The sequence below is a fragment of the Sphingomonas aquatilis genome, assembly GCF_014196115.1.
Classification (GTDB): domain Bacteria; phylum Pseudomonadota; class Alphaproteobacteria; order Sphingomonadales; family Sphingomonadaceae; genus Sphingomonas; species Sphingomonas aquatilis.
Window position 1 is genome coordinate 962,860 of the sequence record NZ_JACIDB010000001.1, and the last position, 16,024, is coordinate 978,883.

General features: G+C 67.6%; 14 protein-coding genes. 7 read left to right on the plus strand and 7 right to left on the minus strand.

Annotated features, from left to right (window positions below; translation table 11 throughout):
* Positions 1-50: 50 nt before the first annotated feature.
* The gene (locus GGR47_RS04385; protein ID WP_147034965.1) at positions 51-344 is read left to right on the plus strand and encodes a hypothetical protein; all 294 of its coding nucleotides are present in this window, start codon (positions 51-53) and stop codon (positions 342-344) included.
* On the opposite strand, the gene fdhD is transcribed toward GGR47_RS04385, so the two are convergent.
* Genes fdhD through GGR47_RS04400 form a run of 3 tightly spaced genes read right to left on the minus strand, consistent with a single transcriptional unit; the run spans position 341 to position 3,917 of the window.
* Positions 341-1,132, minus strand: a complete 792-nt coding sequence (gene fdhD / locus GGR47_RS04390) for a formate dehydrogenase accessory sulfurtransferase FdhD (RefSeq protein WP_147034966.1) — start codon at positions 1,130-1,132, stop codon at positions 341-343. The genes GGR47_RS04385 and fdhD overlap by 4 nt on opposite strands.
* Positions 1,129-1,722, minus strand: a complete 594-nt coding sequence (gene mobA, locus GGR47_RS04395) for a molybdenum cofactor guanylyltransferase (RefSeq protein ID WP_244304939.1) — start codon at positions 1,720-1,722, stop codon at positions 1,129-1,131. Before mobA ends, fdhD begins: the two co-directional genes overlap by 4 nt.
* A complete protein-coding gene (locus tag GGR47_RS04400) occupies positions 1,629-3,917 on the minus strand; it encodes an FdhF/YdeP family oxidoreductase (RefSeq protein WP_147034967.1) in 2,289 nt (762 codons plus the stop codon). The genes mobA and GGR47_RS04400 overlap by 94 nt, the downstream gene beginning before the upstream one ends.
* 360 nt (positions 3,918-4,277) lie before the next feature.
* Here GGR47_RS04400 and GGR47_RS04405 point away from each other — a divergent pair, with 360 nt between their 5' ends.
* A complete protein-coding gene (locus tag GGR47_RS04405; RefSeq protein ID WP_244304940.1) occupies positions 4,278-7,340 on the plus strand; it encodes a TonB-dependent receptor domain-containing protein in 3,063 nt (1,020 codons plus the stop codon).
* A gap of 89 nt (positions 7,341-7,429) precedes the next feature.
* Entirely contained in the window at positions 7,430-8,398 is a 969-nt protein-coding gene (gene trxB, locus GGR47_RS04410) for a thioredoxin-disulfide reductase (protein WP_147034968.1), read from the plus strand.
* Between the two features lie 131 nt (positions 8,399-8,529).
* Here trxB and GGR47_RS04415 read toward each other — a convergent pair whose 3' ends face one another.
* Genes GGR47_RS04415 through GGR47_RS04425 form a run of 3 tightly spaced genes read right to left on the minus strand, consistent with a single transcriptional unit; the run spans position 8,530 to position 10,276 of the window.
* A complete protein-coding gene (locus tag GGR47_RS04415) occupies positions 8,530-9,294 on the minus strand; it encodes a hydrolase 1, exosortase A system-associated (protein WP_147034969.1) in 765 nt (254 codons plus the stop codon).
* Positions 9,282-9,992, minus strand: a complete 711-nt coding sequence (locus tag GGR47_RS04420; protein WP_147034970.1) for an alpha/beta fold hydrolase — start codon at positions 9,990-9,992, stop codon at positions 9,282-9,284. Before GGR47_RS04420 ends, GGR47_RS04415 begins: the two co-directional genes overlap by 13 nt.
* An 11-nt stretch (positions 9,993-10,003) precedes the next feature.
* Complete coding sequence (locus GGR47_RS04425) at positions 10,004-10,276, minus strand: acyl carrier protein (RefSeq protein ID WP_147034971.1); 273 nt, start codon at positions 10,274-10,276, stop codon at positions 10,004-10,006.
* A gap of 85 nt (positions 10,277-10,361) precedes the next feature.
* On the opposite strand from GGR47_RS04425, the gene GGR47_RS04430 reads away from it, so the two are divergent.
* Together GGR47_RS04430 and GGR47_RS04435 are read left to right on the plus strand one after the other, a co-directional pair.
* Complete coding sequence (locus GGR47_RS04430) at positions 10,362-11,855, plus strand: acyl-CoA ligase (AMP-forming), exosortase A system-associated (RefSeq protein ID WP_147034972.1); 1,494 nt, start codon at positions 10,362-10,364, stop codon at positions 11,853-11,855.
* On the plus strand, positions 11,852-13,066 hold the full coding sequence (locus GGR47_RS04435) for a pyridoxal-dependent decarboxylase, exosortase A system-associated (protein ID WP_147034973.1): 1,215 nt from the start codon (positions 11,852-11,854) through the stop codon (positions 13,064-13,066). Before GGR47_RS04430 ends, GGR47_RS04435 begins: the two co-directional genes overlap by 4 nt.
* Positions 13,067-13,256: 190 nt before the next feature.
* Here GGR47_RS04435 and GGR47_RS04440 read toward each other — a convergent pair whose 3' ends face one another.
* Positions 13,257-13,694, minus strand: coding sequence for a DUF4879 domain-containing protein (locus tag GGR47_RS04440; RefSeq protein WP_147034974.1), 438 nt, complete (start codon positions 13,692-13,694; stop codon positions 13,257-13,259).
* 161 nt (positions 13,695-13,855) lie between these two features.
* Here GGR47_RS04440 and GGR47_RS04445 point away from each other — a divergent pair, with 161 nt between their 5' ends.
* Positions 13,856-14,503: an XrtA/PEP-CTERM system exopolysaccharide export protein gene (locus GGR47_RS04445; RefSeq protein ID WP_017978189.1), complete on the plus strand. Its 648-nt coding sequence runs from the start codon at positions 13,856-13,858 to the stop codon at positions 14,501-14,503.
* A gap of 4 nt (positions 14,504-14,507) precedes the next feature.
* Positions 14,508-16,019: an XrtA system polysaccharide chain length determinant gene (locus GGR47_RS04450; protein WP_147034975.1), complete on the plus strand. Its 1,512-nt coding sequence runs from the start codon at positions 14,508-14,510 to the stop codon at positions 16,017-16,019.
* The last annotated feature ends 5 nt before the right edge of the window (positions 16,020-16,024 follow it).

Below are 16,024 nucleotides of genomic sequence, written 5' to 3' on the forward strand. Positions count from 1 at the left end.
GTTCACCATTGCCGTGCGATGGCATAGGCCGGTTGGTTCGGGTCGCGTCGATGCCCTATCACTTTTCCAATGAACGTCGGACCGCCGATCGGCGGGTCGCCAAGCAGCCCCATGCGGGGCCCGAGCGTCGTCTTGCGGAGCGCCGGGCGACCGAGGTGAAGCTGGTCCGCAAGCCGCAGCCGATGCATCGCGGCGTGTTGTGGGCGGCGGTTCTGATGGTGCTGGTCCTGTCCGACAGCGTATGGCTCGACGGGGCGTATCGCCACATGGTGACGGGCGGCATCGCCGGCTGGGTCGCCAGCGTGCGCTATTGGTCCGATCACGTCTGGGATTGGCGCGCCTAGGCGAACGCCCCGAACGGATCGTTCATCACCAGCATCGCGTCGGACCGCGCGAGTGCGATCAGCGTCAGGCCGTGTGCGCGGGCGTGGTCCAGCGCTAAGCTGGTGGGGGCGGAGATGCCGACCAGCAGCGGCGCTGCGGCGACCAGCGCCTTGTCCGCCATTTCGAAGCTGATGCGCGACGTGACGAGCGTGAAGGCTGAGCCTGCGCTCGCGTGTGCCTGCGCGCCGATCAGCTTGTCGAGCGCATTGTGGCGGCCGACATCCTCAAAGATCGCCGCGATCGCGCCATCGGCGGTGCAGGCGGCGGCGGCATGGACGGCGCCTGTCGCGGCGTTGAGGCGCTGGTGCGCGCGAATCGCCGCCAGCGCGGCAAAGATCGCGGCCGGCTCGACGACAGGGCAGGGAGGCCGCTGGCGCACGGGTCGGGCAAGCTGTTCCAGGCTGGCGATCCCGCACAGGCCGCATCCGGTATCGCTGCTGCGATGGCGGACGCGGTCGTGGATGCGGGGGCGGCAGTGCGCGGCGAGCGCAACGCGGACGATCCATCCCGCCTCGGCCGCGAACACGTCGATATCCTCCACGTCGGCCGCGGTGTCGGCGAGGCGTTCGGTCAGCATGAAGCCGAGCGCGAAGACGTCGAGGTCGCGCGGCGTCATCATCATCACCGCATAGCCCAGCCCATCGACCTCGATCGCGACGGGGGCCTCGACCGCGACGTCGCGCAGACCCGTCGTCGCCCGGCGATCGGCGTGGAGCACCCGGATTGGCTCGGGCCGCGATACGCTCACAGCGCGGCAAGATCCTCGGGCGTGTTGACGTTGGCGATCCGTTCCGGGGTGGCGATCGGCAGCGCGCCGATCTGCTGCGCCCAGCCGCGCACCGCGCGTCGCGCGTCATGCGCGATATGGTCGACGAGCGCGTCGGCGAGGTCGGCGGGCCAGTGGCCGATGACCGGCGCGTCGCTGCAATAACTGGGCGCGCGGCGCAGCAGCGCGGCGACGAGCGCCTCGGGCAGGGACGGCGTGTCGCAGGGCACCGTCAAGACGCTGTCGAAGCCCTGCGACGCTGCATAGTGCAACGCGCCCGCGATGCCGCCGAGCGGCCCGAGGCCGGGGGCCGGGCGATCCGCGATCCCACCCTCACGCCCCACGACGACCACCGCATCGGTCCAGCGTGCGCAGGCGTCGCGGACGTGCGACAGTAGCGGCCGGCCGTCCCACAAGGCGGCGGCCTTGTCGCTGCCGAAGCGGCTCGATTGGCCGCCGGCGAGGATCGCAGCGAGGATCAGGCCGCCTTCTCCACTCGCACCGGCACGGATTTCCCCGCCGGAACATGGCTTTGTTCGGCCTTGTGTGTGACCGGCATCAGGATGTTGCATTCGGGGTAATAGCCACCCAGGCAGCCGCGCGGAATGTCATAGGGCACGACCAGCAGACCATCGACGCGCTTGTCGCCGTTCGTGCCCTCGTCGCCGACCAGATCGACCTTGTCGTGCTCGGCCAGGCCCAGCTCCGCCATGTCGGCGCGGTTCATCAGCACGACGTCGCGCGTGCCTTTGATGCCGCGGAACCGGTCGTGATAGCCATAGACGGTCGTGTTGAATTGGTCGTTCGAGCGCAGCGTCATCAGGCGGAAGCGGCCGGGGGCGTCCTTGAAACCTGTGGCGTTCAACGCGCTCGGTACGTTGAATTCGGCGCGGCCGCTGTCGGTGAGCCATTGGCGGTGGGCGGCGGGCACACCCTTCCAGAAGCCGCCGGGGATCCACATCCGCTCGTTGAAGCGGGCGAACTTGTCCGGATAGGTCGCCTCGATCGCATCGCGCACGAGGCCGTAATCGCCGACCCAGGCGTCCCAATCCACCTTCGGGTTGGGATCGAGCGTCGCCTTGGCGATGCCGGCGAGGATCGCGGGTTCGCTGAGCAGCGTCTCCGCCGCCGGCGTCGCGCGGCCGCGGCTGCCATAGATGCGGCTAAAACTGTCCTCCATCGTCACCGCCTGCGGGCCGGTTGCCTGTTCGTCGGTCTCGATCCGGCCCAGGCAGGGGAGAAGGTAGCAGGTCTTGCCGGGCAACAGATGCGTGCGATTAAGCTTGGTCGCGATGCTGACGGTGAGGTCGAGCGTCTGCCATGCCGGCTCGATCCGTGCGGTATCGGGCACCGCGCGGGCGAGGTTGCCGCCCAGGCCCAGGAACGCCTGCGCGCTGCCGTCGATGATATGCTCGCACGCTTCGACCGTATCCCAGCCCTTGTCGCGCGGGGGTTCGAAGTCATACAGCTGCTGCAGCCGGTCGAGCGGGGCGAGCTCGGGCTTTTCGGTGATGCCGACGGTGCGCTGGCCCTGCACGTTGCTGTGGCCGCGGACTGGGCCGAAGCCGGCGCCGGGCTTGCCGACGTTGCCGCGCAGCAGCATCAGGTTCACCAGCGTGTGGAGGTTGTCGATGCCGTGAACGTGCTGGGTCAGGCCCATGCCGTAGACGCAGATGACCCGCTTCGATTTGGCGTAGACGGCCCCGGCAGCCTCCATGTCCTGACGGGTTATGCCGCTTTCATGCTCCAGCGTTGCCCAGTCGGTCGCGCGGACCATGTCGGCGAACGCCTCGAACCCCGTCGTATGTTCGGCGATGAAGGCATGGTCGAGGATCGCGGGGGCGTTGATCCGCTGGCACTGGTCGTCCGCTTCGATGACGTATTTGCAGATGCCGACCAAAGCGGCGATGTCGCCGCCGGCCTTCACCTGGTGATATTGCGTGGCGATCGGTGTCGACTTGCGCGTCGCCATCTCGATCGGGTTCTGCGGATCGGTAAAGCGTTCGAGGCCGCGTTCCTTCAGCGGGTTGAACACCACGATCTCGACGCCCCGCTTGGCGCAACTGCGCAAGGGGTGGAGAAAGCGGGGTGAGTTCACCCCCGGATTCTGGCCGAAATAGAAAATAGCGTCACACTGGTCGTAATCCGACAAATGGATCGTGCCGACGGGCGAACCAATTGCAGACTTGAGGCCGACCGACGTCGTCTCGTGACACATGTTGGACGAATCGGGCAGGTTCTGGCTGCCGTACAGGCGCGCCATCAACGCCCACATGTAGCTCGTTTCCAGACTCGCGCGGCCGGATGCGTAGAAGATCACCTTCTTGGGATCGTAGCGCTTCAGATGCGTGCCGATATCGGCAAACGCCTCCGCCCAGCTGACCGCGACATAGCGATCGGTGGCGGCATCATATTTCATCGGATGCGTCAGGCGCCCGGCCTGTTCGAGGTCGTAATCCTTCCATCCGCGCAAGTCGCTGACGGTATGCTTCGTGAAGAATTCGGGCGTGGTGCGATAGGTGGTCAGCTCCCACGCGGTGGCCTTCGCGCCGTTTTCGCAGAATTCGGCGATATGCGGATGCGCCGGCTTCCCCCAAGCGCACGAGACACACATGACGCCCCCGGGCTTGTTTAGCCGCGTCAGCTCGCGCGCGGTTTCCGGCCGCACCTTCTCGCGAAGGTTGATCTCCGCAACCGACTTCATCGATCCCCAGCCACCGGCGGGACCGGTGTAAGGTTCGGTGCTGATCGTCTGGTCGTCGCTCACGTCGCAGTCCCTCCGCTCGTCCGGACGCCAACGTCCCGCCCGGCGGTTGGATGCATGCCGCATGCCACGGCTTATGTACACGCCATCCGATATCTTATCACACGCCTGCCGGCCGGCGCATGGCCAAACCCCACAATTTGAAGCAGCTCCGCGCAAATTGGTATTGTATTGATCTGAAAGGAATGAGAACCACGATGGTTCTGAGGGGTGGTTTCAAACAAACCGCAAGCAAATAAGGGGCGCTATGCTGTCCTTTATTGTTGGCCGTAACCGGGTGACCCGTGGCGATGACACACGGACATTCGCGCTGATCGGTCGCGGCGAAATGCAATCATCCCCGGATCACGAAGGGGAAAGAAGATGATGATGTACAAGGGGATACTCGCCTCCACCTGTTGTCTGGCGGCGTTGCTCGCCATGCCGGCGCACGCCCAGGTCACGACCGATCAGGACGCTGCGACCCAGATCGGCGATCCGGTCGCTTCTGCGAAGCTGGCCGCCGACCGGGCACGCGACGATTCGGTCAACGCAGACAAATCGCAGGACATCATCGTCACGGGCACGCGCATCGCGCGGCCGAACAACCGCTCCGCGGCACCGATCACCACCGTCACGGTCGCCGACATCGCTGCTCAGGGCGCGACGACGATCGAAGAGGTGATGAACCGCTTGCCGCAGGTGCAGGCCAATGCCGAACAGAATTACGCCGATTCCGACGGCCGCCAGCGTATCAAGCTGCGCAGCCTGGGTTTCGAACGTACGCTGACGCTGGTCGACGGGCTGCGGCTCGGCATCCAGAACGGCATGGACGTCAGCCTGATCCCCAATGAGCTGGTCGAGCGGATCGACGTTTTGTCGGGCGGTGCGTCGTCGGTCTATGGATCGGACGCGGTCGCAGGCGTCGTCAACTTCGTGTTGAAGAAGGACTTCAACGGCATTGCGCTGACCGGCAACTACAGCTTCTTCAACCACGACAATCGCGCCAATCCGGTGACCGAAGCGGCCGGCCGGGCCTTCTTCCCGGCCAAGCAGGGTTGGACCAACGACGGCGGTCGGGCGAACGTGACGCTCACCGCGGGCAAGACCTTCCTGGACGGGGCGGTCAGCCTGTCGGGCTACCTCAACTATCGCCAGTCGGAGCAGGTAAATTTGGGCGACCGGTCGCTGTCGGCGTGCGAAGTCACGCAGACGATCGCGACCGGTGTGCTCAACTGCACGCGGAGTACCTATACGCAGGCGGGCACGATCGTCCCGGGCGGGATCGGTGTGGGCAGCACGCTGGTCAACGATCCCAGCGGGTTGGGCCGGTTCGTGCCGTATAACTCCGGTCCGGGCACCTCGACCAACCCGTACGACGAACTGGCATTCCAGCGGCCGTTCAATCGCCTGAACACCGGCGCCTTCCTGAACGCCAAGATTTCGAGCGACATTGAATTGTACTCGACCGCGATGTTCTATCGCGACCGGTCGTTCAATACGCTGCCCAACCGCGTCTATTCCTACAGCGCCTATGGTGCGCCGGCGTATCAGACCAACTGCGACAATCCGTTCCTGTCGACGTCGCAGCGCACGACGCTGTGCGGTACGCGGACGACCGGTTTGGTGCCGCTCGACGTCCGCTATCGCTTCGATGCGCTGCCGCTGGTCGAGACGGGGTTCGAGAACCGCGGCGTGCGCGTTGCGGGCGGCCTGCGCGGCAAGGTGCTCGACGATGCCTGGCGGTATGACATCGCGGGCGTCTATTCGATGATGCGCGCCAAGACGATTTACCCGTCGCAGCCCGATTACGATCGCGTCAACCGGTCGCTCAACGTGGTGAACGTCAACGGCACGCCGACCTGTGCGTCGGTGGTCAGCGGTGCCGACCGCGCCTGCGTGCCGTTCAACGCCTTCATCCCCGGTAATAGCAACCTGGCCCTCAACAACTATCTGTTCACCAGCACCGACGGGTCGCAGAACAGCACGTCGCTGATGTGGCAGGCGCTTGCGGTCCTGAACGGTGACCTTGGCAAGTACGGCATCACCTCGCCGCTCGCCGAGCAGGGCGTCGCGGTCGCTTTCGCCAGCGAATTCCGCGCCGAGCTGTACAAGAGCAGCGCCGATGCCCAGTTCCGCGCCAGCAACGGCGGCACCGATGCACGTTTCACCCAGAACGTCGTCGAATCGAACGTCGAGGTGCAGGCGCCGCTGATCGAGCACAAGCCGTACACCGACCTGTTGCAGGTCAACGGCGGCTACCGCGTGTCGAAGTACAACCGCCTGAACGGCACCTTCAACACGTGGAAGGTCGAAGGTATCTGGGCGCCGATCGCCGACATCGGCTTCCGCACGTCGTTCAACAAGGCGCAGCGCGCGCCGACGGTGATCGAGGCGGATCAGGCGAGCAACGTCAACTATACGACGTCGGGTCCGAACGATCCGTGCGCATCGACCCGCGATCCCAATTCGTCGAACCCCAACGTGCGGGTCGCACCGACGGCGTCGATCGAGCAATGCCGTCGCACCGGCCTGCCCGACAATCTGTACGGCAGCGCGACGCTGGACTGTTCGGCGCTGAACACCGGCTGCACCGTGCGCAACGGTGGGTTCAATCTGAAGCCCGAAACCGCCTATACCAAGACGTTCGGCGTGATCCTGCGCCCGCGCTTCGTCCGCGGGCTGACGGTGTCGGCGGATCGCTTCATCATCAACTTGAATGACTCGATCAACTTCTTCCAGGTCAACGACTTCCTCAACGGGTGTCTGACCACGGGGCTGCAATATTACTGCCGCGGTATCGTGCGAAACCCCGGCACCTACACGCTGAACAGCGCGCCTGGCGGCAATCCGACGACCGGCTATTATGCGCGGGGGACGAGCAACAGCTACAAGTCCCAGTCGCATGGCTGGGACTTCCAGGGGCAGTATACGCTGGGCCTGGCGGGGGCGGGGTCGCTCGATACGTCCTTCAACGGAACGTTGACGACCCGTGTCGGCAGCCAGGATACGCCCGATGCCACGCCGCGCAATTGCGTCGGCTATTACGGGCCGGGCTGCGGTGAGAGCATGCCGCGCTGGTCGCACGGCCTGCGCACCACCTGGACCAGCGCCGACAAGGTGGCGAGCGTGTCGCTCAACTGGCGGCACATCTCGGGCATGACGATCAGCTACAATGCGCCGGCCGACACGGGCATTCCGGCGAACACGGCGCAGTTCCGCCGGTTCTACACGGGCGTGCCGACGTACGATTACATTGATCTGTCCACCAGCTTCGACATCGCCAAGCGCTTTGCGTTGCGGGTGTCGGTGAACAACCTGTTCGACCGCGACCCGCCGCTGCTTCCCGACTCGCGCAACGTGTTGGGCCTGCTGCGTAGCAATACGCTGTTCCGCTACGACCTGCTCGGTCGGCAGATCGTCGTGGGGGCGACCGCGCGCTTCTAATAGCGCGCCTTTGCCTATCGGATGGTTCAAAATCGTGGGCCGATCGCCTAGATCGGTCCACGACTCTTTCATCCGACAGGCACTTTTCCATGACCACTCATACCACCCGCATGCTGATCCTCGGTTCGGGGCCTGCGGGACTGTCCGCCGCGATTTATGGCGCGCGGGCGGGGATGCAGCCGATCGTCGTGCAGGGCATCCAGCCCGGGGGTCAGCTGACCACGACGACCGATGTCGAGAATTATCCGGGCTTTGCCGACGTCATCCAGGGGCCCTGGCTGATGGAGCAGATGCAGAAGCAGGCGGAACATGTCGGCACGCGGCTGATGTGGGACACGATCGTCGAGGTCGACCTGTCCAAGCGCCCGTTCCGCCTGATCGGCGACGGCGGCGATGTGTATGAGGGCGAGGTGCTGGTGATCGCCACCGGCGCGCAGGCCAAGTGGCTGGGCATCGAGAGCGAGGAGCCGATGAAGGGCAAGGGCGTCAGCGCCTGTGCGACCTGCGACGGCTTCTTCTATCGTGGCAAGAAGGTCGCGGTGATCGGCGGCGGCAACACTGCGGTCGAAGAGGCGCTCTACCTCACCAACCACAGTGATGACGTGACGCTGATCCACCGCCGCGACACGTTGCGCGCCGAGCGCATCCTGCAGGAGCGGCTGCACGCGCATCCCAACATCACGGTGCTGTGGAACAAGGAAGTCCGTGAATTCGTCGACGGCGGCGGCACCGCGGGTCTCGTGGCGCTGGAGCTCGAGGATACGCAGACCGGCGAGCATTCGCGGCTCGACGTGCAGGGCGGCTTCGTCGCGATCGGCCATCATCCTGCGACCGAGCTGTTCCGCGGCCATCTGGCGCTCGACGACGATGGCTATATCGCGGTGGAGACCGGCTCGACGCGCACCAGCGTGCCGGGCGTGTTCGCGTGCGGCGACGTGGCGGACAAAGTGTACCGGCAGGCCGTGACGGCGGCGGGCACCGGTTGCATGGCGGCGCTGGATGCCGAGCGGTTCCTGGCGGCGGCAGAGTTCGCTGAAATGGCTGAGGCGGCGGAGTAAGCGGTTCGCTGCTGCTTCCGCCCCGAAACGTCTCCCCAGCGCAGGCTGGGGTCTTTTGCGGCTCTTGAAGTGCGATCTAACCGAGAAGTCCCAGCCTGCGCTGAGATGACGTCGAGTGGTCCGCGTTATGCTCAGAGTTTAGTGAGGGCGGAGAGGACGGCGTTGCGTAGTGTGCGCTGGTCTTCCGCCCGGGCGAAGCTGTGCGAGGCGGTATCGATGCGCTTCGTGGGCAGGTGGCGCGCGGCGGCGGCATAGGCTTGCGCGGTGGCGTCGCCGCTAGCGAGTAGTATGGTAGCGGCGTCGCCCCAGTCGGTGATTGCAGCGACGACGCGGGCGGCGAGCGCTTGCGGCGCTGGGGTGGCGGCCTTGCGCAGGCCCTTCATCGCCTTGGCGAGGTCGATGTGGCCGGTGAGCAGGCGACGCCATGCCGCGGGGTCGGTGAGGCGCTGGCGGTAGGTCGCGCGGATCGCGGCGGCGGGGGGCAGGGCGTCGGTCTGCTCGATCGTCCAGGGATTGGCGAGCAGCAAGCGATCGATGCCGGCGTCGCGGCCGAACAGCGCGAGCGTGCTCGCCGCGTCGCAATTGCCGAAGCCGACGATGCGGTCGAGCTGTGGGGTGTTGGCGCGAAAAGCGGCGGCTGCGGCGATCAGATCGTCTCGGGCGGACAGGAAACCGCGGTTTTCGCCGGTCGAGTCGCCGATGCCGCGGCGGTCGTAGCGGAACACCGGATGGCCCGCCGCTGCCACCGACTGTGCGAGGAGCGCCATGCCGCGGTGCGCACCGCATCGTATTTCGTTGCCGCCGGACACGATCAGCACACCGGTCGTGCCGGGTGCTGCGTCGAGCGTACCGATCAGCGTGTCGCCCGCGCAGGGGAAGGTGATCAGGCTTCGCATGCGGCGATCCAGGCGGCGATGTCGTCGGCGAGCAACTCGGCGAGCGCGGCATCGTCGCCTGGTTCGGCGCGGCGCCAGAGTGGGGCTGCGTCGACGTGACGGTCGGCGGGGGCGGGATCGGATGACAGGCGCACGACGCGGCGGGGCGTGCCGGGTTGATCGAAGGGGGCGGCGGCGCCGAACGAGGTGAGTAGGTTGGGCGACAGGACGTTGCCCGCAGTCTCCACAGTGTCGGCGCCGTACATCATCGCCTGTCGGTCGCCGTCGTTACCCGCCGCCCGCCACGTCCGGTGGAGGTCGCGTAGCAGTGAGTTGCTGTCCTGAGGGGCGAGATGCCACCGGCCGCTACACGGCGCGAGGGTGTCGAGCAGGGCGCCGCTGCGTATGCCGACCGCATAGACGCGGCGGCCGTTGTCGAGGCAACGATGGCTCAAAGCCGTCAGTGCGTCCGCCATGCGCGGCAGGGACAGTCCTGCAAGCGGCACGAGGCTTTCCCCCTGTCCCGGCACGTCCGGCAGCAAGCCGGCGATCCCGCGTTCGGCCAGTCGGCGCAGCAGGCCAACGGCGAAGGTACGCGTGCGGTTGGCTTCTTCGAAGAGGGGCAGGACGAGGATGACCACCGGCCCGGTATCGGGGCCGAAGCGCAGCAGCGCCTCGCGGCCGCCGCTCCAGTCGTAATGGTCGATGCGCGGCGCCATGCCGCCCGATGCTAGACCAGCGCCTTGCCCGCGGCAAATTCGACGAGCGCGCCGAAGGTTTCGAGCATGTCGCCATCGACCTCGTCATCCTCGATCAGGATGCTCAGCCGATCCTCGATCTCGGTCAGCACGCCCGCGACCGCCATCGAATCGAGTTCCGGCAGCGCGCCGAACAGCGGCGTCGTCGCCCGGAAGTCCGCGACCCGCTCGGGCGACAGGCCCAGCACATCGGCAAGGACGGCGCGAACGGTGGTTTCGACCTGGGTGTAGCCTTCGGGAAGCAAAGCGTTCGGCCTTCGATCGGTGACGTGCGCGGCTGCGTTAGAGGCTGGGGCTGCATTCGGCAATAACGTGACGCTATGAGGGGATATGGCGCCAGACCCGACACCGTTTCCGATCGACCATCTCTTGCGCGGAGACCCCGACGCCCCGGCGCTGATCGAGCGCGCGCGGACATGGCGCTTCGCCGAGGTGGAGGCGGCGGTGGCGAGTGTAGCGGGCTGGCTGACAGCGTGCGGATTGGCGCCGGGGGCGCGGGTCGCGACATGGCTGCCCAAGACGGCGCTGGCGTGTGTCATGCCGCTCGCCGCGGCGCGGGCGGGCGTGGTGCATGTGCCGGTCAACCCGGCGCTGCGCCGGGCGCAGGTCGCGCATATCCTGGCGGACAGTGGCGCGGCGTTGCTCGTGACGCAGGCCGCGCGCGCGGCGACGCTGGATGTCGGTGACCGACCCGACGATTGCCGGCTGGTCGAGGCGGACGCGGTGCCGATGGCCGATGCCGGGCCGGGGCGGTCGGACCGCGATCCGGCATCGCTGGCGGCGATCCTCTACACCTCCGGGTCGACGGGGAGGCCGAAGGGCGTGATGCTGAGCCATGCGAACCTGTGGCTCGGGGCGGTGTCGGTCGCGCACTATCTGCGCCTGTCGCCCGCGGATCGCGTGTTGGGGGTGTTGCCGCTGTCGTTCGACTATGGGCAGAACCAGCTGCTGTCGAGCTGGTATGCCGGCGCGGCGGTGGCGCCGCTCGATTATCTGACCGCGCGCGACGTGGTGAAGGCGGTCGAGCGCACGCAGGCGACGACGCTGGCCGGGGTGCCACCGTTGTGGGTGCAACTGCTGGAGGCGGACTGGCCGGCGGAGACGGCGGCGCGGCTGCGGCGGCTGACCAACTCGGGCGGCGCGCTGACGGAACGGCTAGTGCGCGGCCTGCGGTCGCGCTTCCCGCAAGCGGATCTGGTGGCGATGTACGGCCTGACCGAGGCGTTCCGGTCGACTTGGCTCGACCCGGCGCTGATCGATGCGAATCCCGATGCGATGGGTCGGGCGATCCCCTTTGCCGAGGTGGCGGTGGTGAAGGCGGACGGGACGCGCGCTGTCGGCGAGCCGGGCGAACTCGTCCATGCCGGGCCGCTGGTCGCACAGGGCTATTGGCGCGATGCGGAGCGGACCGCGCAGCGCTTTCGCCCAGCGCCCGCATGGATGGCGAGCGGCGGCACAGCGGTCTGGTCGGGCGATACGGTGCTGGAGGGCGCGGACGGGCTGCTGCGCTTCGTCGGGCGCGATGACGAGATGATCAAGAGCGCGGGCAACCGGATCAGTCCGCTGGAGGTGGAGGAAGCGGTGCTCGCCGGTGGTGAGGCGCGTGAGGCGGTGGCGGTCGGCGTACCCGATCCTCGCTCCGGTCAGGCGATCGTGGTGGTGCTGGCGGGCGATCCGACGAGCGAAGACGCCTTGCGCGCGCGGTTGCGCGGGCTGCTGCCGAGCTTCATGCAGCCCGCGCGCTACGACTGGCGCGAGGAATTGCCGCGCAACGCGAACGGCAAGCTGGACCGGGCGGCGATCCGGGCGGAGACGAGAGCATGAAGCCGATGGGGGCGCTGCCGCCCGAATTTGCCGGGCAGCGCAGCATGCTGACGATCGCGGGGAGGCCTGCGGACGATTGGGCGGAGGCGACGCCCGTCTTCGTCTATGACGTCGGCATCGTCGCGGCGCGGGTGGCGCGGTTCCGGGCGGCCTTCCCCGACGTGGATCTGCATTATGCGATCAAAGCCAACCCCTTGCCCGCGCTGCTGGACCGGGTCGCGCCGCTGGTCGACGGGCTAGACGTCGCGTCGGGTGGCGAGCTGGAAAAGGCCTTGGCGGTCAAGCCCGCGTCGGCGATCAGCTTCGCCGGCCCGGGCAAGCGAGATGTCGAGCTGCGCGCGGCGATCCGGGCAGGCGCGACGCTCAACGTCGAATCGGAGGGCGAGGCGACACGGGCGCTGCGGCTGGGCGAAGACCTGGGCATCGCGCCGCGGCTGGCGGTGCGGGTCAATCCCGACATCGAATTGCGCGGTTCGGGCATGCGGATGGGCGGGCGACCGTCGCCCTTCGGCGTCGATGCGGCGCGCGCGGCGGCGCTGGTCCGCGCGATCGTCGCGAACGGGGCGGACTGGCGGGGCTTTCACATCTATGCCGGCAGTCAGGCGCTGGATGCCGGCGCGATCGCCGAGACGCAGGCCGCGACGCTGGCGTTCGCTGCGCGACTCGCCGACGAGGCGGGCGCCGCGCCGCCGCTGGTCAATCTGGGCGGCGGGTTCGGCGTGCCCTATTTCGCCGGCGACGTGCCGCTGGATGTCGAGGCGGTGGGCGCGGCGCTCGGCGAGGCACTGGCGGCGCGGCCCGCCGTTCTCGGCCAGGCCCGCTTTGCGATCGAGCTGGGGCGCTGGCTGGTGGCGGAGGCGGGCGTCTATCTGACGCGGATCGTCGATCGCAAGGAGAGCCAAGGCGAGACGTTCCTGGTCACCGATGGCGGCCTCAATCACCAGCTCGCCGCGTCGGGCAATTTCGGTACGGTCGTGCGGCGCAATTATCCGCTTGCGCTGGCCCGCGACCTGGGCGGCGCGGGCGACGAGACGGTGTCGGTGGTGGGGCCGCTCTGTACGCCGCTCGACCGGCTGGGCGACCGCATCGCGCTGCCGCATGCCGATGCCGGCGACCTGATCGCGATCTTTATGGCGGGGGCCTATGGTGCCAGTGCTAGCCCCTCCGGCTTTCTGGGCCACCCTCCCGCCGTGGAGATCGTCGCGGGTTAGCGGAAATCGGCATTCAGGTGTGCCGCGACCAATTCCTGCCCTTGGCGGGGGGCAGTGAAGCCGTGATGGAGGCGGGGAAGAGCGCCACATCGGTTTGGGCGTCCTCCCCCTCCGTCATGCCTTTGGCATGCCACCTCCCCCTGGCGGGGGAGGAATTGGTGCTACAGTGTCGGCGTTGATCTCAACGGGATCAGTCGATCGTGATCGTCGTGCCGAGCGTTACTGCGGGCAGGTTGGCGGACGTGTCCTGCAACGCGACCGTCGCGCCCTTGCGCAACGGGCCCAAATGGTAGGTGATCTCCACGCCCGTCATCGGCTCGCCGGGGCGGCAGGCGCCCGCGGTCACCGCGCTGCCGCACAAGGGGCGCTGGGTGGAGGGCGGGGCCGCGACCGCGCCGTCGATGCGGACGACACGCGCCCGGCCGATGCCGGTTTCCTGCACGACGACGCTGATCGGCCCGGTATGTGGCCGGTTGGTGTGCGTCTGGTCGGGGGCGATCCGTTCGGACTGCGTCGCGGAACTGACCGCGACGATCTGAAGGCCGGTCAACGGCGGGGCGGATTGCGCACCCGCCGCCACCGGCGTAAGCGCCAGCATGAGGCCGGCGGGCAGGAAAAGCCGTGTCATCCGGTCACCATACCCGCGCCGTCGTTCTGTTGCGAGAGGGACGACGGTGGCCTTCCCTGCAGCGTCACTAACGCTATCTTCACCTCTCTCGCGCCATAGCCATCGCTCAAGCCCTTGATCTCACGTGTGCGTGGCGGTCCATGGGCGTCAGGAGACATTGCATGCGTTCCGGTAAGTCCGTCCGTGTCCTGCTCGCCATCGGCGCCGCGTCCAGCGCGCTCGGCGGATGCGTCGGTGGCGGCGCCAGCCATCCCGAACTGCCGCCCGCCAGCTATGTCGCATCGAAGGAACAGCCGGGCGAGGAATATGTCATCGGCCCGCTCGACCAGCTCAACGTCTTCGTCTGGCGCCAGCCGGAACTGACCGCGAAGGTCCAGGTGCGCCCCGATGGCCGCATCACCACGCCGCTGATCAACGACATGCCCGCGGTCGGCAAGACGCCCGCGCAGCTTGCCGCCGACATCAAGAAGGCGCTGAGCCAGTATGTCACCGACCCGCGCGTGTCGGTGATCGTCGAGAATTTCTCCGGCACATACAGCCAGCAGGTGCGCGTGATCGGCGCGACCGAAAAGCCCGCGTCGATTCCCTATCGCGCCAACATGACGCTGCTCGATGCGATGATCGCGGTCGGCGGCCTCAGCCAATATGCGGCGGGCAACAAGGCGAAGCTGATCCGGCACGACCGCGATACCGGCGAACAGCACGAATATCAGCTGCACATCGCCGATCTGCTGAAGCGCGGCGATTCGAGCGCCAACGTCAGCCTGCAGCCGGGCGACGTCATCATCATCCCCGAATCGATGTTCTGATCGGATGAACGGCCTCTACGACGAAGCGCGCCTCGCGCTCCATGCGATCTGGACCCGGCGCTGGCTGGCGCTGGCGGTCGCCTGGGGCGTGTGCGTGCTCGGCTGGTTCGTGGTGAGCCAGATCCCGAGCCGCTACGAATCGCGGGCGCGCGTGTTCGTGCAGATGCAGTCGATCCTGCCTGCGTCGATGGATGCCGCCCCCCAGACGCAGCAGAAGGACGTCGACACGATCCGCCAGACATTGGTCAGCGCGGTGAACCTGGAAAAGGTGGTGCGTGGCACCGACCTTGCGCAGACCGTGTCGAGCGACCGCGACGTCGCCGATCGCGTCGCGGGCCTCGCGCAGGCGATTAAGGTGGAAAGCCAGCAGGACAATCTGTTCCAGATCACCACCACCGCGGCCAGCCCCAAGCTGGCGCAGCAGATCACCCAGAAGCTGATCGACATTTTCGTCGAAACCAACCTGGGCCGCGATCGCAGCCAGACGACGCAGAGCCTCGACTTCCTCGATGCGCAGCTGGCGCAGCTGCAGAAGCGGCTGTCGGACGCGGACACCAAGCGGTCCGATTTCCAGACGCGCTACCTCGGCTCGCTGCCCGGGACCGGTACGGTCGCCGACCGGATCGGCGCGGCGCGCGCGCAGATGGCGCAGGTCGACGGCGATCTCGCCACCGCGCAGTCGAGCCTCGCGACGTTGCAGGCGCAGATGGCGGGTACGCCGCAGACGGTTGCGGGCACCGGCGGCATCGCCGCTGGGCCGGCGCGTGCGGCGCTCGCTGCCATCCAGGGTCAGCTCGCCGATGCACGCGCGCGGGGCTATACGGATCAGCATCCGGACGTGATCGCGTTGAAGCGCCAGCTTGCCGTCGCGCAGGCGGCGGCGCAGCGGGAGCCGGCGGGCGCCGGGCCGGCGGGCACGCCCAACCCCGTCTACCAGTCGCTGCAATCGATGCTCGCCGACAAGCAATCGGCGGTTGCCGGGCTGCGGATGCGCAAGGCGCAGTTGCAGGGCGATCTCGACCAGCTGACTGCGAAACTGTCGCAGGACCCGGCGGTCGCCGCCGAACAGGGCCAGATCGACCGCGACTATCAGGTGCTGAAGGATCAATACGACCAGCTGCTCACCCAGCGCCAGCAGGTCGCGCTGCGCGGGCAGGCGGCGACGCGGACGGACAATGTGAAATTCTCGGTCATCGACCCGCCGACGGTGCCGCGCGCGCCGACCGCACCCAACCGCATGCTGCTGCTGACCGGCGTGTTGATCGCGGGGCTGGGCGCGGGCATCGGTGCAGCGTTCGCGATGGGGCAGCTGCGCGCGACCTTTGCCACCGCACCGCGGCTGGAAAAGGCGACCGGCATGCCGGTGATCGGTGCGATCGGTGAAGTCGTGACGCGCGTCCAGGCGGAGCAGCGGGCGAAGCGCCTGAAAATCTTCGCGGGCGGTGCCGCGGGGCTGGTGGCGGCCTATGTGCTGCTGCTCGGCGTCGAAGTGCTGCAACGCGGGCTGGCGGCGTGACGGGG

Bases quoted from the DNA above. Each gene is read 5' to 3' on its own strand.
- GGR47_RS04385 (WP_147034965.1), top strand. From the start codon at position 51: ATGCCCTATCACTTTTCCAATGAACGTCGGACCGCCGATCGGCGGGTC.
- mobA (WP_244304939.1), bottom strand. From the start codon at position 1,722: ATGCAACATCCTGATGCCGGTCACACACAAGGCCGAACAAAGCCATGT.
- GGR47_RS04405 (WP_244304940.1), top strand. From the start codon at position 4,278: ATGATGATGTACAAGGGGATACTCGCCTCCACCTGTTGTCTGGCGGCG.
- trxB (WP_147034968.1), top strand. From the start codon at position 7,430: ATGACCACTCATACCACCCGCATGCTGATCCTCGGTTCGGGGCCTGCG.
- GGR47_RS04415 (WP_147034969.1), bottom strand. From the start codon at position 9,294: ATGCGAAGCCTGATCACCTTCCCCTGCGCGGGCGACACGCTGATCGGT.
- GGR47_RS04420 (WP_147034970.1), bottom strand. From the start codon at position 9,992: ATGGCGCCGCGCATCGACCATTACGACTGGAGCGGCGGCCGCGAGGCG.
- GGR47_RS04430 (WP_147034972.1), top strand. From the start codon at position 10,362: ATGGCGCCAGACCCGACACCGTTTCCGATCGACCATCTCTTGCGCGGA.
- GGR47_RS04435 (WP_147034973.1), top strand. From the start codon at position 11,852: ATGAAGCCGATGGGGGCGCTGCCGCCCGAATTTGCCGGGCAGCGCAGC.
- GGR47_RS04440 (WP_147034974.1), bottom strand. From the start codon at position 13,694: ATGACACGGCTTTTCCTGCCCGCCGGCCTCATGCTGGCGCTTACGCCG.
- GGR47_RS04445 (WP_017978189.1), top strand. From the start codon at position 13,856: ATGCGTTCCGGTAAGTCCGTCCGTGTCCTGCTCGCCATCGGCGCCGCG.
- GGR47_RS04450 (WP_147034975.1), top strand. From the start codon at position 14,508: ATGAACGGCCTCTACGACGAAGCGCGCCTCGCGCTCCATGCGATCTGG.